26 protein-coding genes are annotated in these 20,837 nt (G+C 73.4%); 18 read left to right on the top strand and 8 right to left on the bottom strand.

Annotated elements, in window-relative coordinates; genetic code table 11:
- Positions 1–58 precede the first annotated feature (58 nt).
- Positions 59–913: a polysaccharide deacetylase family protein gene (locus ACPCK6_RS12595; protein WP_423481202.1), complete on the bottom strand. Its 855-nt coding sequence runs from the start codon at positions 911–913 to the stop codon at positions 59–61.
- A gap of 150 nt (positions 914–1,063) precedes the next feature.
- Positions 1,064–1,783 carry a winged helix-turn-helix transcriptional regulator gene (locus ACPCK6_RS12590; protein WP_176739763.1) on the bottom strand — a complete coding sequence of 240 codons (720 nt, stop codon included), beginning with the start codon at positions 1,781–1,783 and terminating at the stop codon, positions 1,064–1,066.
- A gap of 245 nt (positions 1,784–2,028) precedes the next feature.
- Between ACPCK6_RS12590 and ACPCK6_RS12585 the strand changes: the two genes are divergently transcribed.
- From ACPCK6_RS12585 to ACPCK6_RS12555, 7 genes are all read left to right on the top strand, one after another.
- Positions 2,029–3,081, top strand: coding sequence for a hypothetical protein (locus tag ACPCK6_RS12585; RefSeq protein WP_396880977.1), 1,053 nt, complete (start codon positions 2,029–2,031; stop codon positions 3,079–3,081).
- 79 nt (positions 3,082–3,160) lie between these two features.
- A complete protein-coding gene (locus tag ACPCK6_RS12580; protein ID WP_030272146.1) occupies positions 3,161–3,943 on the top strand; it encodes an LmeA family phospholipid-binding protein in 783 nt (260 codons plus the stop codon).
- A gap of 95 nt (positions 3,944–4,038) precedes the next feature.
- On the top strand, positions 4,039–4,116 hold the full coding sequence (locus ACPCK6_RS12575) for an Ms5788A family Cys-rich leader peptide (protein ID WP_310503780.1): 78 nt from the start codon (positions 4,039–4,041) through the stop codon (positions 4,114–4,116).
- Positions 4,117–4,317: 201 nt separating this feature from the next.
- Positions 4,318–5,166 carry a sulfurtransferase gene (locus ACPCK6_RS12570; RefSeq protein ID WP_318335865.1) on the top strand — a complete coding sequence of 283 codons (849 nt, stop codon included), beginning with the start codon at positions 4,318–4,320 and terminating at the stop codon, positions 5,164–5,166.
- On the top strand, positions 5,166–5,504 hold the full coding sequence (locus ACPCK6_RS12565) for a DUF1416 domain-containing protein (RefSeq protein ID WP_252448349.1): 339 nt from the start codon (positions 5,166–5,168) through the stop codon (positions 5,502–5,504). The genes ACPCK6_RS12570 and ACPCK6_RS12565 overlap by 1 nt, the downstream gene beginning before the upstream one ends.
- A gap of 130 nt (positions 5,505–5,634) precedes the next feature.
- The gene (locus ACPCK6_RS12560; protein ID WP_423481185.1) at positions 5,635–6,690 is read left to right on the top strand and encodes a hypothetical protein; all 1,056 of its coding nucleotides are present in this window, start codon (positions 5,635–5,637) and stop codon (positions 6,688–6,690) included.
- Positions 6,691–6,745: 55 nt separating this feature from the next.
- A complete protein-coding gene (locus ACPCK6_RS12555) occupies positions 6,746–7,597 on the top strand; it encodes a hypothetical protein (protein ID WP_423481184.1) in 852 nt (283 codons plus the stop codon).
- A gap of 2 nt (positions 7,598–7,599) precedes the next feature.
- Here ACPCK6_RS12555 and ACPCK6_RS12550 read toward each other — a convergent pair whose 3' ends face one another.
- The 3 genes from ACPCK6_RS12550 to ACPCK6_RS12540 all read right to left on the bottom strand — a co-directional run bounded on the left by ACPCK6_RS12550 (position 7,600) and on the right by ACPCK6_RS12540 (position 10,500).
- Positions 7,600–9,678 carry an amylo-alpha-1,6-glucosidase gene (locus ACPCK6_RS12550; RefSeq protein WP_396880980.1) on the bottom strand — a complete coding sequence of 693 codons (2,079 nt, stop codon included), beginning with the start codon at positions 9,676–9,678 and terminating at the stop codon, positions 7,600–7,602.
- Positions 9,675–10,064, bottom strand: coding sequence for an SCP2 sterol-binding domain-containing protein (locus ACPCK6_RS12545; RefSeq protein ID WP_423481183.1), 390 nt, complete (start codon positions 10,062–10,064; stop codon positions 9,675–9,677). Before ACPCK6_RS12545 ends, ACPCK6_RS12550 begins: the two co-directional genes overlap by 4 nt.
- Before the next feature lie 73 nt (positions 10,065–10,137).
- Complete coding sequence (locus ACPCK6_RS12540) at positions 10,138–10,500, bottom strand: DsrE family protein (protein WP_423481182.1); 363 nt, start codon at positions 10,498–10,500, stop codon at positions 10,138–10,140.
- Between the two features lie 23 nt (positions 10,501–10,523).
- On the opposite strand from ACPCK6_RS12540, the gene mtfM reads away from it, so the two are divergent.
- Positions 10,524–10,628, top strand: coding sequence for a small membrane protein MtfM (gene mtfM, locus ACPCK6_RS12535; protein WP_013288813.1), 105 nt, complete (start codon positions 10,524–10,526; stop codon positions 10,626–10,628).
- Positions 10,594–11,220, top strand: coding sequence for a heme-binding beta-barrel domain-containing protein (locus ACPCK6_RS12530; protein ID WP_423481181.1), 627 nt, complete (start codon positions 10,594–10,596; stop codon positions 11,218–11,220). The genes mtfM and ACPCK6_RS12530 overlap by 35 nt, the downstream gene beginning before the upstream one ends.
- Positions 11,221–11,305: 85 nt before the next feature.
- Here ACPCK6_RS12530 and ACPCK6_RS12525 read toward each other — a convergent pair whose 3' ends face one another.
- A complete protein-coding gene (locus tag ACPCK6_RS12525; protein ID WP_396880984.1) occupies positions 11,306–12,169 on the bottom strand; it encodes an aminotransferase class IV in 864 nt (287 codons plus the stop codon).
- Positions 12,170–12,261: 92 nt separating this feature from the next.
- Here ACPCK6_RS12525 and ACPCK6_RS12520 point away from each other — a divergent pair, with 92 nt between their 5' ends.
- The 4 genes from ACPCK6_RS12520 (at position 12,262) to ACPCK6_RS12505 (ending at position 15,784) form a co-directional block, all read left to right on the top strand.
- The gene (locus ACPCK6_RS12520; RefSeq protein WP_194801998.1) at positions 12,262–12,669 is read left to right on the top strand and encodes a Fur family transcriptional regulator; all 408 of its coding nucleotides are present in this window, start codon (positions 12,262–12,264) and stop codon (positions 12,667–12,669) included.
- A complete protein-coding gene (gene ygfZ / locus ACPCK6_RS12515) occupies positions 12,666–13,775 on the top strand; it encodes a CAF17-like 4Fe-4S cluster assembly/insertion protein YgfZ (protein WP_423481180.1) in 1,110 nt (369 codons plus the stop codon). The genes ACPCK6_RS12520 and ygfZ overlap by 4 nt, the downstream gene beginning before the upstream one ends.
- A gap of 112 nt (positions 13,776–13,887) precedes the next feature.
- Positions 13,888–14,730 carry a beta-keto acid cleavage family enzyme gene (locus tag ACPCK6_RS12510; protein ID WP_423481179.1) on the top strand — a complete coding sequence of 281 codons (843 nt, stop codon included), beginning with the start codon at positions 13,888–13,890 and terminating at the stop codon, positions 14,728–14,730.
- Positions 14,731–14,824: 94 nt separating this feature from the next.
- Positions 14,825–15,784, top strand: a complete 960-nt coding sequence (locus ACPCK6_RS12505; RefSeq protein WP_396880987.1) for an asparaginase — start codon at positions 14,825–14,827, stop codon at positions 15,782–15,784.
- Here the strand turns inward: ACPCK6_RS12505 and ACPCK6_RS12500 are convergent.
- A complete protein-coding gene (locus ACPCK6_RS12500; protein WP_423481178.1) occupies positions 15,731–16,693 on the bottom strand; it encodes an alpha/beta fold hydrolase in 963 nt (320 codons plus the stop codon). The genes ACPCK6_RS12505 and ACPCK6_RS12500 overlap by 54 nt on opposite strands.
- A 113-nt stretch (positions 16,694–16,806) precedes the next feature.
- Between ACPCK6_RS12500 and ACPCK6_RS12495 the strand changes: the two genes are divergently transcribed.
- The 5 genes from ACPCK6_RS12495 (at position 16,807) to ACPCK6_RS12475 (ending at position 20,231) form a co-directional block, all read left to right on the top strand.
- Complete coding sequence (locus tag ACPCK6_RS12495; RefSeq protein ID WP_396880989.1) at positions 16,807–17,451, top strand: helix-turn-helix domain-containing protein; 645 nt, start codon at positions 16,807–16,809, stop codon at positions 17,449–17,451.
- Positions 17,448–18,212 carry a hypothetical protein gene (locus tag ACPCK6_RS12490; RefSeq protein ID WP_423481177.1) on the top strand — a complete coding sequence of 255 codons (765 nt, stop codon included), beginning with the start codon at positions 17,448–17,450 and terminating at the stop codon, positions 18,210–18,212. Before ACPCK6_RS12495 ends, ACPCK6_RS12490 begins: the two co-directional genes overlap by 4 nt.
- A gap of 71 nt (positions 18,213–18,283) precedes the next feature.
- Complete coding sequence (locus ACPCK6_RS12485) at positions 18,284–18,598, top strand: DUF2516 family protein (protein ID WP_013288803.1); 315 nt, start codon at positions 18,284–18,286, stop codon at positions 18,596–18,598.
- A complete protein-coding gene (locus ACPCK6_RS12480; protein ID WP_423481176.1) occupies positions 18,595–19,482 on the top strand; it encodes an alpha/beta fold hydrolase in 888 nt (295 codons plus the stop codon). The genes ACPCK6_RS12485 and ACPCK6_RS12480 overlap by 4 nt, the downstream gene beginning before the upstream one ends.
- Before the next feature lie 11 nt (positions 19,483–19,493).
- The gene (locus ACPCK6_RS12475; RefSeq protein WP_423481175.1) at positions 19,494–20,231 is read left to right on the top strand and encodes an alanyl-tRNA editing protein; all 738 of its coding nucleotides are present in this window, start codon (positions 19,494–19,496) and stop codon (positions 20,229–20,231) included.
- A 1-nt stretch (position 20,232) separates the two neighbouring features.
- Here ACPCK6_RS12475 and ACPCK6_RS12470 read toward each other — a convergent pair whose 3' ends face one another.
- Positions 20,233–20,832: a CGNR zinc finger domain-containing protein gene (locus ACPCK6_RS12470; RefSeq protein ID WP_423481174.1), complete on the bottom strand. Its 600-nt coding sequence runs from the start codon at positions 20,830–20,832 to the stop codon at positions 20,233–20,235.
- Between the last annotated feature and the right edge of the window lie 5 nt (positions 20,833–20,837).

The raw sequence follows: 20,837 nt of genomic DNA, 5'->3' as shown, positions 1-20,837 counted from the left end.
GGTAGCGCTCGGCGGGCCGCGGTTCGCGTCCGACGACGACGGTGGTCGGTGGCGCTCGTCACGGGCTGCCGACGGGCAGCGGCTCCAGTTCGAACCGGGCCAGCAGTTCGGGCAGGAGTTGCTGCAACGCGCTGACCGTGCCGGACCGGTCCCCGCCCGCGTCGTGCATGAGCACTATCGCGCCGGGCCCCATCTGCGAGCGGACCATCGCCTCGATGGTGGTGGCGCCCGGTGCCTTCCAGTCCGACGGGTCCACGCTCCAGTGCAGCGGGGTGAGGTTCAGGTCGGCGCAGGCCGACATGACGGACGGCGTCCAGGCCCCGCCGGGCTGGCGGTAGTACGTGATCCGCGCGTCCGGCGCGGCGGCCAGGATCGCGTCGTTCGTGCGCAGCAGGTCGGCGCGGATCGTCGCCGGGGATCGCTTGCCCAGGTTGACGTCGTGGTTCCAGGAGTGGTTGCACAGCGTGTGGCCCTCGGCCACGATCGAGCGCACCAGATCCGGGTGGGCCTCGACGTTCTCGCCGACGACGCAGAACGTCGCCCGTACGCCGTACTGGGCCAGCAGCGCGAGCACCTGCGGGGTCCAGCGCGGATCGGGGCCGTCGTCGAAGGTCAGCGCGACCCGGGACGAGCCGGTGGCGACCTGGGCGCCGTACGGGCCGTCGCCGTCGGGCGGGACGGGAGCGGCGTCCGGCGCGGCGTCGGGGCTCGGCCGGGGGCTGGTCGTGCCGCCGGGGAAGTCGGTGCTGGGTGGTTGCTCGCCGTAGCGCGGCCCGGTGAGCGTGGTGGCGACTCCGGCGGCCGACGGGTGCGGGTCCGGCACCAGGCTGCGGCCCAGCACGAAGGCCGAACCGAGCAGGCCGGCCAGCACGACTGTCACGAGCCCGGCGGCGCGCAGCGTCGAGGCCCGCATCAGCGGCACCGGCCGTTCGTCGCCCCCGTGTTCACCGCGCGCACCGTCGCCCCCTTAGCCCGACAATTCCGGCAGCCAGGATATGACTGACTGATCGGGCAAAAAGGGCATACGCGAAAAGTGCCCTCTAGCGGGGTGGAGCGGAGGCGGTCAGACAGGCAGCGGGGCGGGCTCCGGCTCCGGCAGCGAGCGCGACGGCGGTACGACGAACTTGTAGCCCACCTGGCGGACGGTGCCGATCATCGACTCGTACTCCGAGCCGAGCTTGGCGCGCAGCCGCCGCACGTGCACGTCCACCGTCCGGGTGCCGCCGAAGTAGTCGTAGCCCCAGACCTCACGCAGCAACTGGTCCCGGGTGAACACCCGCCCCGGGTGCTGGGCCAGGAACTTCAACAGCTCGAACTCCTTGTACGTGAGGTCGAGCGGCCGGCCCTTCAGCTTGGCGGCGTACGTGTCCGGGTCGATGTTCAGCTCGCCGGCCCGGATCGAGCCGCCGGCGCCGGCGGTGGCGTTGCTGAGCCGGCCCACAGCGAGCCGCAGTCGCGCCTCGACCTCGGCCGGCCCGGCGCCGGCCAGGATCACGTCGTCGACGCCCCAGTCCGCGTTCAGCGCGATCAGGCCCGCCTCGGTGACGACCGCGACGAGCGGTACGCCGAGCCCGGTGGCGTGCAGCATCCGGCAGGTGGCCCGCGCCTCGCTCAGCTCGGAGCGGGCGTCCACCAGGACGGCGTCCGGCGTCGGGCCGGAGACCAGCGTGCGGACGTCACGGGGTGCGGTGCGGACCGAGTGGGGCAGCAGGTCGAGTGCCGGCAACACCGCCGACGGCTCACCGGCCCGTGCGGTCACGAGCAGCAGGAGCTCCACGATCACCTCCGTCCCGGCGGCCTTCCGGCCGCGCGCGACCAGCGACACGCCCGGCTACGGGCGGCACTGTGAACTTGCGTGGGTCCCGGCGTCGTCGACGGGCGGGTAACGGCCTGAGCGTAACCGATGGACCGGGCGTCACCTTCGCGCGATTTACCGTTTGCCCTTTCTGCCCTCGATCGCGGCGCAGGTTTTAACGTCGCCGAAACCGGGACCTCCGCCGAGCCGCCCGGGTCTGGCACGATCGGGGCGTGTTTCCCTCCACCTCGCGCGACACCGGCCGTGACCCGTGGACCGACGAGCCGCCCACCGGCGCGTCCGCCCCCGCCCGTGGCTACCCGCCCGCCCCGCGCACCGGCCCCGCGGACGACGAGGAGGGCGACCGGCCGGAACGCAAGGGCCCGCGCCGGCTGCGCAAGGGCGGGCCCGGCCGGCGTCCCGACGACGAGTCCGACGAGGAGCCCGAGGAGGAGGTGCCGCCGGTCCCGGTCCGCCGCCCGCTGGCGCTCACCGTGGCCGGCTTCGCCGCGCTGCTCGGCGTCGGCCTCGTGCTCGGCGCGCAGACCTCGGGCCCGGGGCACCGGCTGCCGTTCGCCGCGATCATCTTCGGCGTCCAGTTGCTGTTCGTGCTGGCCTGGACGATGGCCATGCGGCCGCCCGCGCTGCTCGTCGTCGCGCTCGTCAGCGCCGCGACGGCGGTGATCGCCGACGTCGCCGCCGTGCGGTCGGACATCGCCGGCCTGGCCCCGCTCGGCTACGCCGCGCTCGCCGGGCTCCTGCTCGCCGTACTGGGCCAGCTCGTGCGGCGGGTGGACCGGGTCCGGGTGACCGACTCGCTCGGCGGCACCCTGCTCATCGTGGTCGGCGTGGTCTCCTTCGCCACGCTCGTCGTGCTCAGCCGGATCCCCAAGGGCACCCAGGCGATCACGGTCTGCCTCACCGCCGCCGGGGTGGCGTTGCTCGTCGCCCGGCTCACCGACGCGGTCGCGCCGTGGCCCCGGCTCGCCCCGCAGGTGCCACGCGGCGCGGCCGGCGTGGTCGTCGGCGCCATGCTCGGCACGCTCACCAGCGCCGTGCTCGGCAGTTACCTGGTCGGATTCACCCCGACCAGCGCCGCCCTGGTCGGGGTGGTCAGCGCGGCCACCGCCGTCCTGGCCGACCTCGCCGTGGGGTACGCCGAGGCGGGCCGGCTGATGGCCGGTGAACCGCCGACGATGTGGGTGGCCCGGCACATGCAGGGGCCGCTGGGCGGGTTCGCGCTGGCCGCGCCCGCCGCGTACGCCATGTGCGTGCTGTTCCTGTGACGCGGTTGGGGAGGATTCGCCTCGGGTAAGTACGGTTGCGCCGCGAGGCGCGGTGACGGCGGCGAGGACGGGAGGCGGCGTGGCAGAGGCGTATCCGGCGGAGGGTCGACCCCGGCGACGGGGCCGGAAGGTGCTGATCGGCTTCCTCGTCCTGCTGCTGGTGCTGGCCGGGCTGCTCGTGGTCGCCGACCGGGTCGCCGCCGGCGTGGCCGAGCGCGCCATCGCCGACCAGGTCCGGCAGGAGATCGCCAAGCAGGACGCGCAGTCCGCCGCGCCGCAGGTCGAGGTGGGTGGCTTCCCGTTCCTCACCCAGGTGCTCGACGGCCGGTACGAGCGCATCTCGATCCAGCTCACCGACGTACGCGGTGACGTGCAGGGCGACGCGGTCGAGGTGCCGAAGCTGGACGTGGACGCCCGCAACGTGACCGCCTCGCTGGACACGCTGCGCTCCGGCCGGGGCGACGTGGTGGCCGAGAGCGTGGACGGGCGGGGCACCGTCACCTACGAGAGCCTGGCCAAGCTGCTGGACCGTCCCGGGCTGACGCTGGGCGAGCGCAACGGCAAGCTCGCCGTCACCGCCCCGGTGGACGTCCTCGGCATCAAGCTCACCGTCAACGGCACCGCCGACGTCACGGTGGCCGGCAACAAGGTGGCGCTGCGCTTCAACGACCTCACCGCGGACGGCCTGCCGAACGTGCCGCTGGCGCGTGCCGCGCTGACCCGGTACGCGCAGGGCATCTCGATCGACGTGCCGCTGCCGGAGCTGCCGTTCCAGCTCAACCTGCGCAAGGTGGAGCCGAAGCCGGAGGGCCTGGTGGTCACTGCGGACGCGGCGAACGTGCCCATCAACTCCGCGGGCTGAGAGCCGCACGCGGCCGGTCCGGGGAGCGGTCCGGCCGTCCCGGATGCTGGTCGGCCTGGTGGCACCTGTCGCCTCGGCTGGTAATCTCCCTGCCCATGGGGACCCACCTCACCAAACGGCGCGCGGTCGACCTGTGCCGCGTGGCCACCTGCCTGTGTCGCCCCGTCATCTGACGGCGGGGCTGTCTCCGGCCGCCTGAACGGCGGCCACCAGGGTCCACGAACCTTCCCGGTTCCCCTCCAACGCCCGGCAGCGGCGCCGTCGCACGTACCCGTGATCCGTTCCTAGCTCAGGGTCCGCGTGTGGTGCGACAACCATCGACATCGATCTCCACGCGCAGGCTCACCAAACCATCCTCACCAGGGAGTGATCTGATGAGTCGCGACACCGCACTCGTCTCGGCCGAGTGGGCCGAGAAGAACCTCGGCGCCCCGGGCGTCGTCTTCGTCGAGGTCGACGAGGACACCTCGGCCTACGACACCGGGCACATCGCCGGCGCCGTCAAGCTCGACTGGCGCACCGACCTGCAGGACCAGGTCCGCCGGGACTTCGTCAACAAGAGCCAGTTCGAGGCACTGCTGTCCGACCGGGGCATCGCCAACGACGACACCGTGATCCTGTACGGCGGCAACAACAACTGGTTCGCCGCGTACGCGTACTGGTACTTCAAGCTCTACGGCCACGGCGACGTCAAGCTGCTCGACGGCGGCCGCAAGAAGTGGGAGCTGGACGCCCGTCCGCTCGTCACCGACGTGGTGGAGCGGCCGAAGACGCAGTACGTCGCGCAGGAGCCGGACACCTCGATCCGCGCGTTCCGCGACGAGGTGGTCGACGCGATCGGCACCAAGAACCTGGTCGACGTGCGCAGCCCCGACGAGTACGCGGGCCGCCTGCTCGCCCCCGCCCACCTGCCGCAGGAGCAGGCGCAGCGGGCCGGCCACATCCCGACCGCGATCAGCGTCCCCTGGTCCAAGGCGGCGAACGAGGACGGCACGTTCAAGTCCGACGACGAGCTGCGCAAGATCTACGCCGACGCCGGGCTGGACGACGGCAAGGAGACGATCGCGTACTGCCGGATCGGCGAGCGCTCCTCGCACAGCTGGTTCGTGCTCCAGGAGCTGCTCGGGCACCGCAACGTGAAGAACTACGACGGTTCCTGGACCGAGTACGGCTCGCTCGTCGGCGTGCCGGTGGCGCTCGGCGACGAGCCGGGGGAGGCCTGATGACCGCCGCCTCCGCCGCCTCGACGGCTGCCGCCGGCTGCGCCGCACCGGACCAGTCCGCCCCCCTCCCGGCGAGCCTGGACCTGGAGAAGGAGACCGTCATCACCGGCCGTGTGCTGGCCGAGTCCGGTGAGGTCGTGCCGGGCGCGTACGTGCGGCTGCTCGACTCCACAGGTGAGTTCACCGCCGAGGTGGTGACGTCGCCGGCCGGGCAGTTCCGGTTCTTCGCCGCGCCGGGTTCGTGGACGCTGCGGGCGCTGTCCCGCCACGGCAACGGTGACACCGCCGTGTCTGCGGCCCGCGGGATCAACGAGGTGACCGTCTCGGTCGCCGCCTGACCCACGCTCTGATCGTGGCCCGCCACCCCACCCGGGTGGCGGGCCACGAGCCGTTCCGGCGACTGTGCGCCTCGACAGTGGCTGGCAGGCTGGAGGGCGGCGCGCCCCGGACGCGCCGGAGGGGGATCAGGTGCCCGACGACGATGCCGCTGCCCACGCCCGCCGCTATCTGATCGATTTCATCGACGGCAACCGGGGCGAGGAGATCGCCCGCGAACTCCAGCGCGCCGACGGGTCCGGCCGGTCGCGCCCGTTCGACGTCTCGGTGGCCAGCCTCGACACCGACCTGTCGTTCCTGACCAAGCGGGCCACGCTCGTCACGGCCAAGCTGGTCCTCTCCCAGCCGGGCGGCGAGCGCTGCTATCTGGCCCACCGGGAGATCTGCAAGAGGTGCGGCAAGGATCCGGATCACTGCGAGCCGCGCTGCCGGTACGAGGACATCCGGATCGACGAGCTCTACGCCGAATGCGACGACCTGGACCGCCTCGGCGCGTACCTGCGGGACTGCGCGCCGCTGCTGGAGCTGGGTCAGCTCGTCTACTTCCCGCAGACCTTCCGCCGCAGCCACCTGGAGTCGCGCGCGCCGGACGCCCAGTCCACCTCCTCGCCGTTCGACACGATGGGCCGGATCGAGCTGGGCGACAACCCGGACCGCACGCTCGACCTGATCGTCAAAGGGCACCGGGTCGTCGACGTGCCGAGCGGGGATCCGGTGAAGGCGCGACTGGTGACCCCGCTGCTCCAGCTCGACCTGCCGATGATCGAGGGCACCTCGCTGCGGGACTACTGCGCCATCCTGAGCCAGGAGGGCGACGCGCTCGCCGCGACCCAGGCGTACCTGCGGGGCCGGATGCTGGAGGTCGACACCGATCCGGATCGGGCGCTGGTGCAGCTCGCGAAGCTCGACGCGGAGATCCAGGAGGGGGTGCGGGCGGCCCGGGCCGAGGTCGCCCGGGTGTCCCGGCGCTCGGCCGTACAGGCCGCCGGCGCGGCGGTGGCGACTGTCGCGGCGACCCTGGTGGCGGTCGAGGGCACCCATCTGGCGCCGGTGCTCGGCATGCTGGGCGCGGGCGGCTTCTTCTCCGCCGTGCTCGCCGCCGACCAGTACGCCGACCGTCGCGGTGAGCTGCGGCAGCGTCCCTTCTACCTGCTGTGGCTGCTGTCCCGCCGGTCGGTGCCGGTCTGAGCGGGGGTGCCGAGGCGCGGCCGGGCGCCTCGCGGACACGTGACACCATTGCCGGGTGACTGCCGTCGAGACGGGTTACGCCCCGCCCACCCCGCCCGGCCGGCCCGGCCCCGGCGGCCGACGCCGACTGCGCTGGCTGGCGGTCGCCACCGTGGCGTGGGCCGTGCTGCTCGCCGGTCTGACCTGGTGGTCGGTGCGCACCGACGCGCCGACTGTCAAGGAGCAGCGCTCGCTGGACGAGGCCGGCCCGGTGGTGGACCGGGCGATCGGTGAGCTGACCGCCGCGGCCGGCACCGTGGGCGTACCGGCGCTCCTGCCGGACCGGCTGGAGCGCGGCTGCCGGATCACACCGATGGACGACGGCGCGACGCTGGAGCGCGGCGTCGAGGTGGCGATCGGCGGCGGTGACGTCCGCGAGGCGCTGCGCGGCATCGCCGACCGGCTGCCGCCGGGCTGGCGGGCCGGCGTGTCGACGCTCGACGGCGAGCCGCTGCTGCGCGCCGACGCGGGCGAGTTCGTGACGGTCGAGGGCCGGTCCGGTGGCCCGGGCCGGGTGCTGCTCACCGCCGACACCGGCTGCCGCCCGGCGGGCTCCGGCTACCGGGCCCCGTCCGCCGACGCCGCCGCCGAGTCGGCCGTGCTGGCGTCGGCGCTGGGCCGCTGGGGTGGCGCGACCGGGCCGGTCCAGGTGCTGGCCGCGCCCTGCCCGGGTGGCGGGACCGTCCGCACGGCCCGGTCTGAGGCCGCGGTGCCGGCCGACCGGTCGCTGGCCACCGCGTTCGGCGCCGGGGCCGCGCCGGTGGTGGACTCTGCCGACGCGTACGCACGCCCGGGCGACCCGGCGGTGCTGGCGCTGCGGGCCGGCGAGCGGGTCCGGGTCGCCGTCACCGCGTCCTGCCCGGCCTGACGTCAGCCGCCGGGCAGGGTCAGCGCCGGTGGCGACGGCTGTTCGGAGTGCGGCTCCCGGCTGCGGCCCAGCGCGTCCACCCGGCCCCAGCGGCCCGGGATGTCGAGCAGTTCCACCCGGCCCATCCCGGGCGGTACGGCCGGGTCGATGATCAGGTGCTCGCCCTGCGGTTCCAGTCCCAGGATCACCCGCAGCAGCAGCAGCGGCGTGCCGGCGGACCACGCCTGCGGGCTGCACGCGGTGGGGTACTCCACCGGGTAGTCGGTGAGGGCGCGCTCGTAACCGGCGAACACCTCGGGCAGCCGCCCGTCGAAGTAGTGCGACGCGCTGAGCAGGGCGTCGCAGATCCGGCCGGCCTCGTGGCGGAAGCCGTACCGCCACAGGCCCCAGGCGATGATCGAGTTGTCGAACGGCCACACCGTGCCGACGTGGTAGCCGACCGGGTTGTACCGGCCCTGGTCGTCGGCGAGCGTGCGGACGCCCCACCCGGAGAACAGGCGCGGGCCGAGCAGGTGGGCGGCGACCGCCGGGGCCCGTTCCTCGTCGACGATGCCGCTCCACAGCAGGTGGCCGATGTTGGAGGTGAGCGCGTCCACCTGCCGGCCCAGCGGGTCGAGCGCCAGCGCGTAGTACTCGCGGTCCGGGATCCAGAAGTCGCGGTTGAACCGTTCCTTCAGCGCCGCCGCCTCGTGTTCCAGCCGGTCGGCGTACGTCGGGTCGTTCCAGTAGGTGCGGGCCAGGCGGGCGCCGCGCAGCTTCGCGTCGTACGCGTACCCCTGGAGTTCGCACGTGGCCCGGGGGAACTCGGGCATCCGCCCGTCGGCGTAGGAGATGGCGTCCGGCGAGTCCTTCCAGCACTGGTTCGGCAGGCCGGTCTCCGGGTTGCGGGACATGTACCAGACGTAGCCGGTGCCGAGCAGGTCGCCGTACGTGTCCAGCCAGGTCAGCGCCGCCCGCGTCTCGTGCTCCAGCTTGCGCACCAGGTCGGCGTCACCGGTCCACCGCTCGTACTCGTCGAGCAGGATCACGAACAGCGCCGTGGTGTCGGCGGCGCCGTAGTACGGCGAGTGCGGCTGCTCCTCGAACCCGGCGCTCTCGCCGTAGCGCAGCTCGTGCAGGATCTTGCCGGGTTCCTCGTCCCGGAAGTCGTCGACCCGGCTGCCCTGAAGGCCGGCGAGCATGACGATCGTGGGCTTGACCAGCTCGGGCAGGAACGGCAGCACCTGCAGCGAGGTGAAGATGCTGTCCCGGCCGAACAGCGTCATGAACCAGGGCAGTCCGGCGGCGAGCAGCCGGACGCCGAGCGTGATCGACTCGTACCGGAGAGCGGCCAGGTCGTTGAGGCTGCGCCGATAAGCCCCGGCCAGCGGCTCGCAGTCGCAGCCCAGCTTCGGCGCGCGGCTGATCAGGGCGCTCTGTTCCGCCTCGATCTCGGCCGCCGTGCGCTGGCCGCCCAGCGGCAGGATGGCCCGGACGTCCTCGCCCCGTGCCCCGTAGATGACCGTGTCGACGTGCAACCGGGTGGTCCACTCGCCGTGCGGGCCGACCCGCACCCGGAACGTCATCCCGCTCTCGCCGACCTCGGCCGGCGCGCTGCTGGTCACCATCGTCTCGCGGTGGAACGCCTGCCTGCGGTAGGTCAGACGCAGCGCGTTCGTCTCCACGCTGGGCGTGGTGTGTCCGTCCTTGCCCCGCTGATTCTTGATCTCCAGCAGGTCGGCGAAGTCGGAGCCGATGTCCAGCCGGAGGTGGAACTCCTTCTCCTGCTCGGAGTGGTTGAGCACTGTCAGTTCCTCGTCCAGGCCGCCGCCGATCGCGCGGCTGCGGATCACCGAGACCTTCGCGTCCAGGTAGTGCGTCGGCTCGCCGGGGACCAGGAAGAACCGCGTCTTGTACGACAGCGAGTCGTCGATGGAGAGCGCGTGCAGAGGTTCCCCGTCGAGGGTGAGGATCCAGGTGGACAGGAACCGGGTGTCGAAGGAGAACAACCCGGTGGGGAAGTCGTACGACGGCTGGATGTTGCCGCGGTCGTCGCTGACCAGGAACGTGTTGCCGTCGAGGATGCTGACCCGGTCCTTCACATCAGCCGCCGGACGTGGTCGCGGGCGGCGTCCCGCGGATCCCGTACGTCGGGCCGGGCCGGCAGGAACCGGCGGAACGCCAGGAACAGTACGACGTGCCCGCTGAACGTGGCCTCGTTGCGCAGCACCGCGGCCATGCCGGCCTCCCGGCCGGTGACCAGCTTCTCGAACAGGTCGGTGGAGAGGGTGAGCACGGCGTCGGCCTGCCCCTGCTCCTCCCGGCTCACCTGGGCCGATCCGGGTGCCAGTCGCACGTACCAGTGCTCGGTACGGTTGGCGTCGGTCAGGTCGATCTGGAGCGTGCCGCCGATCGGGCTGTTCAGCACCGACGCGGCACGCGCCGGTAGCGACGCGAAGAACTGTTGGATCGCCTCACTCACGTTCACATGGTAGGCGTAATCCGGACATGTCGGGTCAGGATCGGCTCACCGGTCAGAGTGGACGACCCGGGCGGGCCGCTCAGTAGACGAGCGCCTGCGCGCCCTCCGCCATCGCCTCCTCGACGAACACCGCGGCGCCCGCGATGCGTACGCCGGGGATGACGTCGCCCGGTCCGATGTCCCGCCGGGCCGCGCACTGGGTGCAGGCGGTCACCCGGCCCGTGGCCAGGACCACGTGCAGTAGTTCACCGAGCGGCGCGGAGTGCGGCAGCGCGAACGTCTCCGCCCGTCCGGGCAGTGCGAACCAGGTGGATTCGCCGGTGAGCCAGAGGGACACGTCCACCCCGGCCGCGGCTGCGGTGGAGGCGACTGTGAACGCCTGGGCGCAGCGTTCCGATGAGTCCGCGCCGGCGGTGGCCTTGACGACGAGAGTGCGCGCCATGACGCCAGCATAGGATGGTCCGGATGGTTACCGAGATCGGGTTCGTCAGCCTGCTGGTCGCCGGCCTGGGCGCGCTCGCCGGTGGCCTGGTCTATGTCGCAGTGCGAATCGCTAGAGGTAAGTGGTGAATCTGTGAGTGAGAATCCGCTTCAGCCGCCGTGGTTGAACGCGCCGCCGGTCGAGGAGTACCCGTACGAGGAGAGCCACGACCTGCGCGTCGGCCCGAAGCTGCACCCGAGCCTGGACGGCCTGCTGCCGTACATCGGGGTGTGGCGCGGCCGGGGCCGGGGTGGGTTCCCGACGATCGAGGACTTCGACTACGCGCAGGAGATCCGGATCAGCCACGACGGCCGGCCGTTCCTGTTCTACGAGTCGCGGGCGTGGATCCTGGACGAGCAGAGCCGCCCGGTCCGTCCCGCCGGTCGTGAGGTGGGCTGGTGGCGTCCGGTGCTCGACGGTGAGCGGGTGACCGACGAGCTGGAGGCGTTGATGACCACGCCGACCGGCGTGATGGAGCTGCACATCGGCAAGCGCAAGGGCACCCAGATCGAGTTCGCCACCGACGCGGTCGTGCGTACCGCCACGGCGAAGGAGGTCACCGCCGGGGCCCGGCTGTTCGGCATCGTCGAGGGCGCCCTGCTCTACGCGCAGGAGATGGCCGCCGTGGGCCAGCCCCTGAGCCCGCACCTCTCCGCCCGCCTCACCCGCGTAGCCGGCTGACCCCCTGCCCCTGCCCCCTCCCTCCGCATGATCGCGTCGATCATGAGGTTGGCGGCGACAAATCGGACAACGAACGCCGCCAACTTCATGATCGACCGAGTGGGGGCCGGGGGAAGTTCAGGAGGGCTTGCAGGTGCGGGGTCAGGGGGGAACCCGGGCGAGGGGTTCCGTCCAGGGACGTGACCTCCACCGGGCCGCGCAGCGAGCTGGTCAGCCAGATGGCCTCGGCCTCGTGCAGGCCGGCCACCGTGGGCAGGTGCTCGGCTGGGGTCAGGCCCAGCTCGGCCGCCCGGCTCAGCAGGTGGTGGGCGGTCACGCCGGGCAGCACGCCGGTCTCCGCCGCCGGGACCGTGCACAGTTCGCCGCCGCTGCGCCACACCACGTTCGCGGTGGGGCCCTCCAGCACGTAGCCGTCGGTCGAGACCCAGAGCACGTCGTCCACGCCGGTCCGCTGCGCCCAGCGCCGGGCGGCGGTGCTGAGCGCGTACGAGGTGGACTTCACACCGCTCGGCAGCCACCCCAGCTCCGGGCGGGACCGGGCGGCCACCCCGAGCGGCAGCGTGGCCACCGTCACCCCGTCCCGCCGGGCCGCCCGGGCGGAATCCGGCACCTCGCCCAGCGTGGCGTACACCGTGGGCGGCCCGCCGCCCTCCGGTCCCCGCGTGCAGACCAGCCGCAACGCGCCCTCGGTCTGCGCGGGCCAGCCGACGCGCACGCTGTCCAGCAGCTCGACGAGCGCGGCGTCAGGGGGCAGCGGCAGGTCGATCGCCGCCGCGCCGGACCGCAGCCGGGCCAGGTGCGGCTCCAGCAGCCAGGGGCGGCCGTCGCGCAGGTGCAGCGTCTCGAACAGGCCGTCGCCGTGCAGGACACCCCGGTCGTCGCCGCGCAGCACCGGCTCACCCGCCGGTACGAGCCCCCGGCCGAGCACCGCCACCCGTGTCGTACCCATTGGCGCAGCGTAGTGGCGTACCCCCGGCGGCGGACCGGCCCGCGCGGCGGCCGAACTATGATCGAAGGGTGTCCGAATCCTCCCTCGCGGAAATGCTCCGCTCGCGCGGGCTGCGGCTGACGGCGCAGCGGCAGCTGGTGCTCCAGGCCGTCCTGGATCTGGGGCACGCCACCCCGGAGCAGGTGCACACCGCGGTCCGCGAGGTGGCGGCCGGCGTCAACATCACCACCATCTACCGCACGCTCGAGCTACTGGAACGGCTCGGCCTGGTCACGCACACGCACCTGTCGCACGGCTCGCCGACCTACCACGCGGCCGGTGAGCACCAGCACGTGCACCTGGTGTGCCGGGAGTGCGGGGCGATCGACGAGATCGCCCCCGAGATGCTCCGCCCGCTCGCCGACCAGCTGGCCGAGCAGCGCGGATTCCAGGTCGACATCGGGCACGTCGCGCTCTTCGGGGTCTGCGGCCGCTGCGCACAGGACGGGGAACGCACATGATCGACATCGCGGGCGCGGTGACCACCGACGCCATCGACGACCAGACCCGGGACCAGCCCGAGCCGGCCCACCGGGCGGCCGGGGTCGGCCCGGTGGCCGCCCACTACGGCGACCCGATGCGCGAGCAGCGGCTCCTGGCCACCGGCGTGGGCCTGGTCGACCGCTCACACCGGGGCGTGGTCGCGGTCCCCGGCGAGGAACGGATCAGCTGGCTGCACACGCTCACCAGCCAGCACCTGGCCGCGCTTGCCCCGTGGCAGGGCACCGAGTTGCTGGTGCTCTCCCCGCACGGGCACGTCGAGCAGCACGCGATGGTCGCCGACGACGGCGAGACCACCTGGCTCGACACCGAGCCGGGCATGACCGAGGGCCTGCTGTCGTACCTGGAGAAGATGCGGTTCTTCAGCAGGGTCGACCCGCGCGACGCCACCGCCGACCACGCACTGCTGTCGCTGGTCGGGCCGGAGGCGCAGGGCGCGCTCGACACCCTCGGCGTGACCGGGCTGGCCGCGCCCGACGTCGCAGCGGTGCCGGGTCCGAAGTTCCGTTCCGGCGAGCTGCCCGCGCGGCCCTCCGTGGTGTACGACGTCAAGCCGCTCCCCGTCGGCGGCTGGGCCCGGCGGGTGGCCCTCGGCGTCGACCTGCTCGTGCCCCGGGCCGCCATGGACGCGGTGGTGGCCGAGCTGCGCGGTGCCGGGGTGCCGGCGGCCGGGCTGTGGGCGTACGAGGCGATCCGGGTGGCCGCCAAGCGGGCCCGGGCCGGGGTGGACACCGACCACCGGACGATCCCGGCCGAGGTGGACCTGATCGCCCCTGCGGTGCACCTGGACAAGGGCTGCTACCGGGGGCAGGAGACGGTCGCCCGGGTGCACAACCTCGGCAAGCCGCCCCGCCGGCTCGTCCTGCTGCACCTCGACGGTGTGGCGAGCGACCAGCCGCCGGTGGCCGGTACGCCGGTGACGCTCGACGGCCGGACGGTCGGCTTCGTGGGCACCGCCGTGCAGCACTACGAGCTGGGTCAGGTGGCGCTCGCCGTGCTGAAGCGCAACACGCCCGACGACGCGCGTCTGCTGGTGGGCGAGAGCGCCGCCGCCATCGACGTGTAAGGAAGGGCCCCCTCTTAACGCCTCCGGTAGAGGAAGGGCCCCTTCTTAACGCCGCTCGCACCGGAAATCCTCCGGTCGACCCGGCGTCGGGCACCGGTCTAGGATCCGGGGCATGACGACAGGGACGTTGATCACGGTTGCCCCCACCGGCGCGGAGTCGGCGAAGGCGGAGGTGCCGGCGCTGCCGGTGACGCTCGACGAGCTGCTGCTGACCGCCAAGGAGTGCGAGGCGCTCGGCGCCGCCGTGATCCACATCCACATCCGCGACGACGACGCGCGGCCCACCCTCGACCAGGGGCGGCTGCGCGACACGGTGGCGGCGCTGCGGGAGAGCACCGACCTGATCGTGCAGCTCTCCTCCGGCGGCGCGGTGACCGACCCGGAGTCGGCCCGGCTGGCGGTGCTCGACGCCGCGCCCGACATGGCCTCCTGCACCATGGGTACGGTCAACTTCGGCGACGACGTGTTCCTCAACCGGTGGGAGTTCATCGTCGACCTGCACACCCGGATGCAGGAGCGGGGCGTCGTCCCCGAGTACGAGATCTTCGACCTGGGTCACCTCACCGCGTTGCAGCGGCTGCTCGGCAAGTACGGCCTGCCACACGGCGGGCACGTGCACGTCGACTTCGTGATGGGCGTGCCGGGTGGCATGCCCGGCACCACGGCGACCCTTGTGGCGGCCCAGCAGATGCTGCGTGACCTGCCCGAGGGCACCACGTTCTCGGCCACCGGCATCGGGCGCAGCACCATCCCGGTGATGCTGGCCTCGCTGTCGACCGGTGGTCACCTGCGGGTCGGCATGGAGGACACGGTCACGTACGCCAAGGGCCGTCCGGTGGAGTCCAACATGCAGCTCGTCGCGCGGGCGGTGGGCTTCGCCCAGCTCGCCCAGCGGCCTCCGCTGACCACCGCCGAGGCCCGTACGTTGCTCGGCGTCCCGGCTACCGTCCGGTAAGCGGCGTAACCGGTCCCGACCCCGTACCGCCCCGGTCGACGTCGCAGGTCACCCCGCCGCCGACCGGGTCCGTCCCCTCGGTACGGTCCATACCGTGGGAAAAACGTACGAGGGCGGCGTGCCGCTCGCCGAGGTGGTCCGGTCCGGCTTCGTGGAGGGCGTCCACCGGGGTTCCGTGGTGGTGCTCGACGCCGCCGGTGAGCCGGTCGCCGGGGCCGGTGACGTCACCTCGCCGATCTTCCCCCGCTCGTCGAGCAAGCCGATGCAGGCGATCGGCATGCTCCGGGCCGGCCTGCCACTCACCGACCCGGCCGACATCGCGCTCGTCGCGGCCAGCCACGCCGGCGAGGAGTTCCACGTCGAGCGGGTGACAGCGCTGCTGCGCGACGCCGGCCTGACCGAGGAGGCGTTGCACTGCCCGCCGGACCTGCCGTTCGGCGAGGCCGCCCGGGAGGCGGTGCTGCGGGCCGGCGGCGGCCCCGCCCGGGTGCTGATGAACTGCTCCGGCAAGCACGCCGGCATGGTGCGCACCTGCCTGGCGGCGGGCTGGCCGCTGGACGGCTACTGGCGGCCCGAGCACCCGCTCCAGCAGTGCCTGACCGCCACGATCGAGGAGTTCACCGGCGAGCGGGCGGCGGCGGTCGGGGTGGACGGCTGCGGCGCACCGGTGCTCGCCGTCTCGCTGACCGGGCTGGCGCGGGCGTTCCTGCGGCTGGTCAGCGCCGAGCCGGGCACCGTGGAGCGGACGGTGGCGGACGCGATGCGGGCGTACCCGGAGCTTGTCGGCGGCACCCAGGCGGAGGACACGCGGCTGATGCGCGGCGTACCCGGTCTGCTCGCCAAGATCGGCGCGGAGGGTGTGGTCGCGGCGGCGATCCCGGAGGTCGGCGCCGTGGCCCTGAAGATCGACGACGGCGCCGCGAGGGCCCGCACACCCGTCCTGGTGTCCGCCCTGGCACGCCTGGACGTGCGCGCCCCCATCCTCACCGAGTACGCCGAGTCACCCCTGCTGGGCGGCGGCCTCCCGGTAGGAGCCATCCGCCCCCTCTGGTAACCCGCCCCGCCCGCCACCCCCGGCGATCTTGCACTCACCGCCCGGGAGAAACGCGCATTCCAGGCGTGCCGGCGGCCGCAAGTACAAGATCAACAGGGCGAAGGGGGAGGTCAGGGGAGGAAGGGCAGGAGGGCGGCGTTCGTCTCGGTGGGGCGCTCCAAGGGGAGCAGGTGGGCCGCGCCGGGGACGTCCGGCATGCGTACGCCCTGGGGGGGCCTCGTCGGCGATGCGGTCGGCCAGGCGGCGGATGTCGGCCAGGTCGTCGGCGCCGGTGCCGACGAGCACCGGTACGCGCAGCTCGCCGAGCCGGTCGATGGCCGGCGGGTCCAGCTCGCCCACCTCGATCGCGCTCAGCGCCTGCTCGGCGGCGAGCGCCCGGCGGTCCATCTCCTCGGCGAACCGGATCAGCTCCGGGTCGACGTCCTCGGGGCGGCGGGTCGGGCCGACCACCCAGAACCGCACCTCACCGGCGGCGGTGGCGGCGAAGTCCTCCGGGTCCACGTCGCCGACCAGTTCCTCCCAGAGCTGCTCGGTCTCCTCGGACCACTCGTTGCCGGAGACCGGGGCGCCGAAGAGTGCCAGCGCCGAGACCCGCGCCGGATGGGCGAGCGCGGTGTCCACCGCGACCCGGCCACCGAACGAGCAGCCGACGAGCGCGGCCCGCTCGATCCCCAGCGCGTCGAGCAGCCCGACCACGTCGTCGTGGTGGGCGAACGGCGCGGGCGGCAGCTCCGACTCGCCGTAGCCACGCAGGTCCAGCGCGATCACCCGGTGCCGCTGCGCGAGCACCGGGATCTGCCCGCGCCACATCCGCCGGTCGGCGATGCCGGCGTGCAGTAGCACCACGGCGGTGCCGGTGCCGCTCTCGTCGTACGCGAGCTGGGCACCGTTGATATCGATCTTGGTCACGGGGGAGAACGGTACGGACCGGACATGGCCTCCGCAACCCGCCTGTGGTGACCCTGCTAACTCTGGCTAGCGTTTTGCTTGCAGGAGTTAGCGGACCGAGCTAGCGTTGAGTCATGGCCACCAGCAAGGACCTTCCCGATGTCGGCGGGTTCATTCGCGACCTGCGGCGCAACGCGAAGATCTCACTGCGCCAGCTCGCCGAGCAGGCGGGCGTCAGCAATCCCTACCTGAGCCAGATCGAGCGCGGGCTGCGTAAGCCGAGTGCCGAGGTGCTCCAGCAGCTCGCCAGCGCGCTTCGTGTCTCCACCCCGGCGATGTACCTGCGTGCCGGGCTGCTGGACGACAAGGAGGGCCAGGGCGTGCTCGCGGCGATCGCCGTCGACCCCGAGCTGACCATGGCCCAGAAGCAGTCGCTCACCCAGATCTACGAGACGTTCCGGCGCGAGAACGCCCGCCTGGCCGAGGCGACCGAGGCGGCCACGACGGCGGAGACGGCCGGCGCGACCGAGCCGGCCACCGCGCCGGAGGCCCCGGCGACGGTGGCGGCGGCCGCGACCGGTCCGGTCACGCCGGAGGGCACGCCGACCGAGGCGGTCCTCGAATCGGTGGCCGTCACCGAAGCGGGTGCCGCGCCCGCCCCGACCACCGCGCCCGCCCCGACCACCGCGCCCGCCCCGACCACCGCCGCCCCGCAGGACACGACCGCCCGCCGGGCGGCCCGGAAGGCCGCCGGTGCGGCCGAAGAGGAGCAGTCATGACCACCCAGCCGAAGACCAACCGCATCCCCGCACCCCTCTACGCCGCCGCCGGCGCCGGTGAGCTGGCCCTGGAGCAGCTGCGCAAGCTGCCCACCGTGGTCAGCGGCCTCGGCACCCGGGTCGTGACCGACCTCGGCGGCAAGGCCGTCGTCACCGGCTTCGAGCTGCGCCAGAAGGCCACCGAGACGCTGAAGACCGCCAACCAGACCGCCACCGGGCTGCGCGAGCGCGCCGTCGCCACCGACCTCGACCAGCTGCGTGAGGCCGCCAACCTGGAGAAGCTGCGCGAGGCGGCGAACCTGGAGAAGCTGCGCGAGGCCGCCAACCTGGACAAGCTCCGCGAGGCCGCCACCCGCAACGCCGCCGTCGTGGTGGCCGGGGCGCACGCCGCGCAGGAGCGCGCGCTGGCCGCGTACGCCGAGCTGGTCGCCCGTGGTGAGCGCGTCGTCGGCGCCGGCGTGCTGGAGGCCGCCGACACGGTGAACGCCGACATCGAGGCCACCGAGGCCACCGGCGTCGACGTGGCCCCGAAGACCGACGCGGCCCCGACGGCCGCCGCCGCGACGACCGAGGTGCCCAGCCCGGCCGAGGTGGCCGAGGCGGTGGCCGCCAAGCCCGCCGCGGTGAAGCGCACCCGCGCCACCAAGGCGACCGCGACCAAGGCCGTCGCCAAGACGACCGCCACCAAGGCGACCAAGCCCGCCACCCCGTCGGCGAAGCTGCCGAAGGCCACGAAGCGGACCCGCCCGGCCGCCGAGTGACCTGATGCTCCACCGGACCCCGGACAACGTCTTGTCGGACGTTTCCGGGGTCTCGGCATAAGCTTGCCCCCATGGCCATCGCCGCGCCGATCTTCGCGTTCGCAGTCCAAGACGTGATCCAGCTGATCCTGCTCGTCTTCGCCCTGGTCGTACAGGGAGTGGCGCTGGTGCACGCGGTCACCCAGCGCGGCGACGGTTTCGCCGCGCTCGGCACGCTGCCCAAGGGCGGCTGGGTCGCCATCCTGGCGGTCTGCCTGCTGCTGACCCTGCTCGGCTTCGGCCCGATCAGCCTGTTCGGACTGATCGGCATCGCCGCCGGTCTGATCTACCTGCTCGACGTGCGGCCCGGCCTGCGGGACCTGCACGACGGCCGAGGATCCTGGTGAGAGGTTTCCGCTGGCCTCCGCCGCCGGACGGCGGTCCCCGCACCTGGGGGCCCGGCCCCGGCGCGCCCCGGACCGGGCGTCCCGCGCTGCCCGAGCCGGAGACGGAGCTGGTCGCCACCCCGCACGGGGTGAGCCTGGAACGGCTGGTCACCGGCACCGGTGACCCGGTCACCGTGTTCGCGCACGGGCTGGGCAGCGGCATCGCCACCACCCGCCCGTTCGGCAGCGGCGTCGCCGGACGGCGCATCTTCTTCCAGTTCCGCGGGCACGGCCGCTCCGACTCCCCGCCCGGGCCGTGGAGCTACCTGGACCTCGCCCGTGACCTGCGTGCCGTCGCCGATCTGAGTGGTGCGACCCGGGCGTTCGGCGCCAGTCTCGGCGCGGGCGCGCTCTGCCGGTTGCTCGCGGAGAGCCCGGAACGCTTCGAGCGACTCGTCTTCTTCCTGCCCGCCGTGCTGGACACACCTCGCGGTGAGGTGGCCCGCGCCCGGCTCACCGGCCTGCTCGACGCGGTGGCCGAGGGCGACGCCTCGGCACTGGCCGACGCGGTGTCGCTGGAACTGCCGCCGTCGGTGCGCAACACCCCGGCCGGCTGGGCGTACCTGCGGCAACGGCTCGACCAGTTGCTGCGCGACGGGCTCGCACCGGGGCTGGCCGACCTGCCCGCCCAGGCCCCGCTCGACGACGCCGGGTCGCTCGCCGCGGTCACCGCGCCGGCCCTGGTCATCGCCGCCGCCGAGGACGACCTGCACCCGGTCGCCGTCGCCGAACGGCTCGCCGCCGCGCTGCCGAACGCCACACTGCACGTGTACGACCGGCCCGGCGTGCTCTGGACCGAGCGCGCCGACCTGCGGGAGCGCGTCTCGGAGTTCCTGAACGGGTAACGTCGCCGTCCATGGGCGTCACACACCACGGCCGTACGCACCGGCTCGACCTCGCCGATCCGACCCTGCGCGAGTGGACCTGCCGGGTGCTGGAGGCCGATCCCGAGCAGGGCATCGTGCTGGACCGGTCCGCGTTCTACCCCGGTGGCGGCGGGCAGCCGCCGGATCACGGGGTGCTGCTCTGGCAGGGCGTACAGACCCGGATCGTCGGCACCCGCAAGGGCGACGACCTGTGGCTGATCCCGGCCGAGGGCGATCCGGTACCGCCGGTCGGCACCGAGGTGGCCGGCGCGGTGGAGGACGGCCGCCGGACCATGCTGATGCGTACCCACTCCGGCCTGCACGTGCTCTGCGGCGTGGTGTTCCGCGACTTCGGCGCGCTCGTCACGGGCGGCAACATGGAGCCGGGCGAGGCGCGGATGGACTTCAACCTCCCCGAGGTGCCGCCGGACTTCAAGGCCCGCATCGAGGAGCTGGTGAACGCCGAGGTGGCCGCCGACCGGTCGGTGGCGGTGCGGGTGCTGCCGCGCGCCGAGGCGCTCGCCCTGCCGGACATCATCCGTACCCAGTCGAACCTGATCCCGCCGGAGGAGCAGGAGGTGCGGATCGTCGACATCGTCGGGCTGGACGTGCAGGCAGACGGCGGCACGCACGTCGCCTCCACCGCCCAGATCGGCAAGGTCCAGGTGGTCAAGGTGGAGAGCAAGGGGCGGGCCAACCGCCGGGTACGCGTACGCCTGGCGGACTGAGTCAGCCGGGCGCGCGCCGGGACCGCAGCGCGCGCGCCTTCTGCCGGTTGCCGCAGCGTTCCATCGCGCACCAGCGGCGCTGCCCCGGCCGTGAGGTGTCCACGAAGACCAGTCGGCAGTCGTGCGCGCCGCACTCCCGGATCCGGTCCGCGTACGGGCCGGTGAGCAGGTCGACCGCGTCCCGGGCGAACGTCGCGACCACCTGCGCGCCGGTCAGCGGCGTACGCCAGGACCGGCCGCCGTCGGGGCCGGCCTGCGGGCTCAGCGGCAGCCCGGCCGCGGCGTCGTTCACCACCGCCAGGTCCGCGGCGGGTGGGGTCTCGTCGCGGGTACGCGCCTGCGCCACCCGCCAGAGCGCGTCGCGCAGCCGGCGGGCGGCGGCCAGGTCGTCCGTGCCGACGGTGACGGTGGCGGGGTCCAGGCGCAGCCGGGACACGGCCAGCCAGCCCGCGAGGTCGTCCGGCCGGTGCAGCACCTCGTAGCGGGCGAACGCGCCCGGGCCGCCGGTGGTCAGCAGTTCCAGGCAGAGCGCGCCCGGGTCGAAGCGGTATCTCGTGCCTTCGGGACTGATCAGGGTGAGTCCGCTTGCGCCGTTCGTCACGTAAC

Origin of the sequence: Micromonospora sp. AB353, from assembly GCF_049538395.1 — a bacterium.
Lineage (GTDB): Bacteria > Actinomycetota > Actinomycetes > Mycobacteriales > Micromonosporaceae > Micromonospora > Micromonospora aurantiaca.
The sequence above is the reverse complement of the archived record's forward strand: the minus strand, read 5'-3'. Positions and strand labels throughout refer to the sequence as shown.

Excerpts from the sequence above, each read along its gene's own strand:
- ACPCK6_RS12525 (WP_396880984.1), bottom strand. The coding sequence starts at position 12,169 with ATGGGTACGACACGGGTGGCGGTGCTCGGCCGGGGGCTCGTACCGGCG.
- ACPCK6_RS12570 (WP_318335865.1), top strand. The coding sequence starts at position 4,318 with ATGAGTCGCGACACCGCACTCGTCTCGGCCGAGTGGGCCGAGAAGAAC.
- ACPCK6_RS12490 (WP_423481177.1), top strand. The coding sequence starts at position 17,448 with ATGACCACCCAGCCGAAGACCAACCGCATCCCCGCACCCCTCTACGCC.
- ACPCK6_RS12595 (WP_423481202.1), bottom strand. The coding sequence starts at position 913 with ATGCGGGCCTCGACGCTGCGCGCCGCCGGGCTCGTGACAGTCGTGCTG.
- ACPCK6_RS12565 (WP_252448349.1), top strand. The coding sequence starts at position 5,166 with ATGACCGCCGCCTCCGCCGCCTCGACGGCTGCCGCCGGCTGCGCCGCA.
- ACPCK6_RS12575 (WP_310503780.1), top strand. The coding sequence starts at position 4,039 with ATGGGGACCCACCTCACCAAACGGCGCGCGGTCGACCTGTGCCGCGTG.
- ACPCK6_RS12495 (WP_396880989.1), top strand. The coding sequence starts at position 16,807 with ATGGCCACCAGCAAGGACCTTCCCGATGTCGGCGGGTTCATTCGCGAC.
- ygfZ (WP_423481180.1), top strand. The coding sequence starts at position 12,666 with ATGATCGACATCGCGGGCGCGGTGACCACCGACGCCATCGACGACCAG.
- ACPCK6_RS12540 (WP_423481182.1), bottom strand. The coding sequence starts at position 10,500 with ATGGCGCGCACTCTCGTCGTCAAGGCCACCGCCGGCGCGGACTCATCG.
- ACPCK6_RS12520 (WP_194801998.1), top strand. The coding sequence starts at position 12,262 with ATGCTCCGCTCGCGCGGGCTGCGGCTGACGGCGCAGCGGCAGCTGGTG.
- ACPCK6_RS12510 (WP_423481179.1), top strand. The coding sequence starts at position 13,888 with ATGACGACAGGGACGTTGATCACGGTTGCCCCCACCGGCGCGGAGTCG.
- ACPCK6_RS12530 (WP_423481181.1), top strand. The coding sequence starts at position 10,594 with ATGTCGCAGTGCGAATCGCTAGAGGTAAGTGGTGAATCTGTGAGTGAG.
- mtfM (WP_013288813.1), top strand. The coding sequence starts at position 10,524 with ATGGTTACCGAGATCGGGTTCGTCAGCCTGCTGGTCGCCGGCCTGGGC.
- ACPCK6_RS12485 (WP_013288803.1), top strand. The coding sequence starts at position 18,284 with ATGGCCATCGCCGCGCCGATCTTCGCGTTCGCAGTCCAAGACGTGATC.
- ACPCK6_RS12475 (WP_423481175.1), top strand. The coding sequence starts at position 19,494 with ATGGGCGTCACACACCACGGCCGTACGCACCGGCTCGACCTCGCCGAT.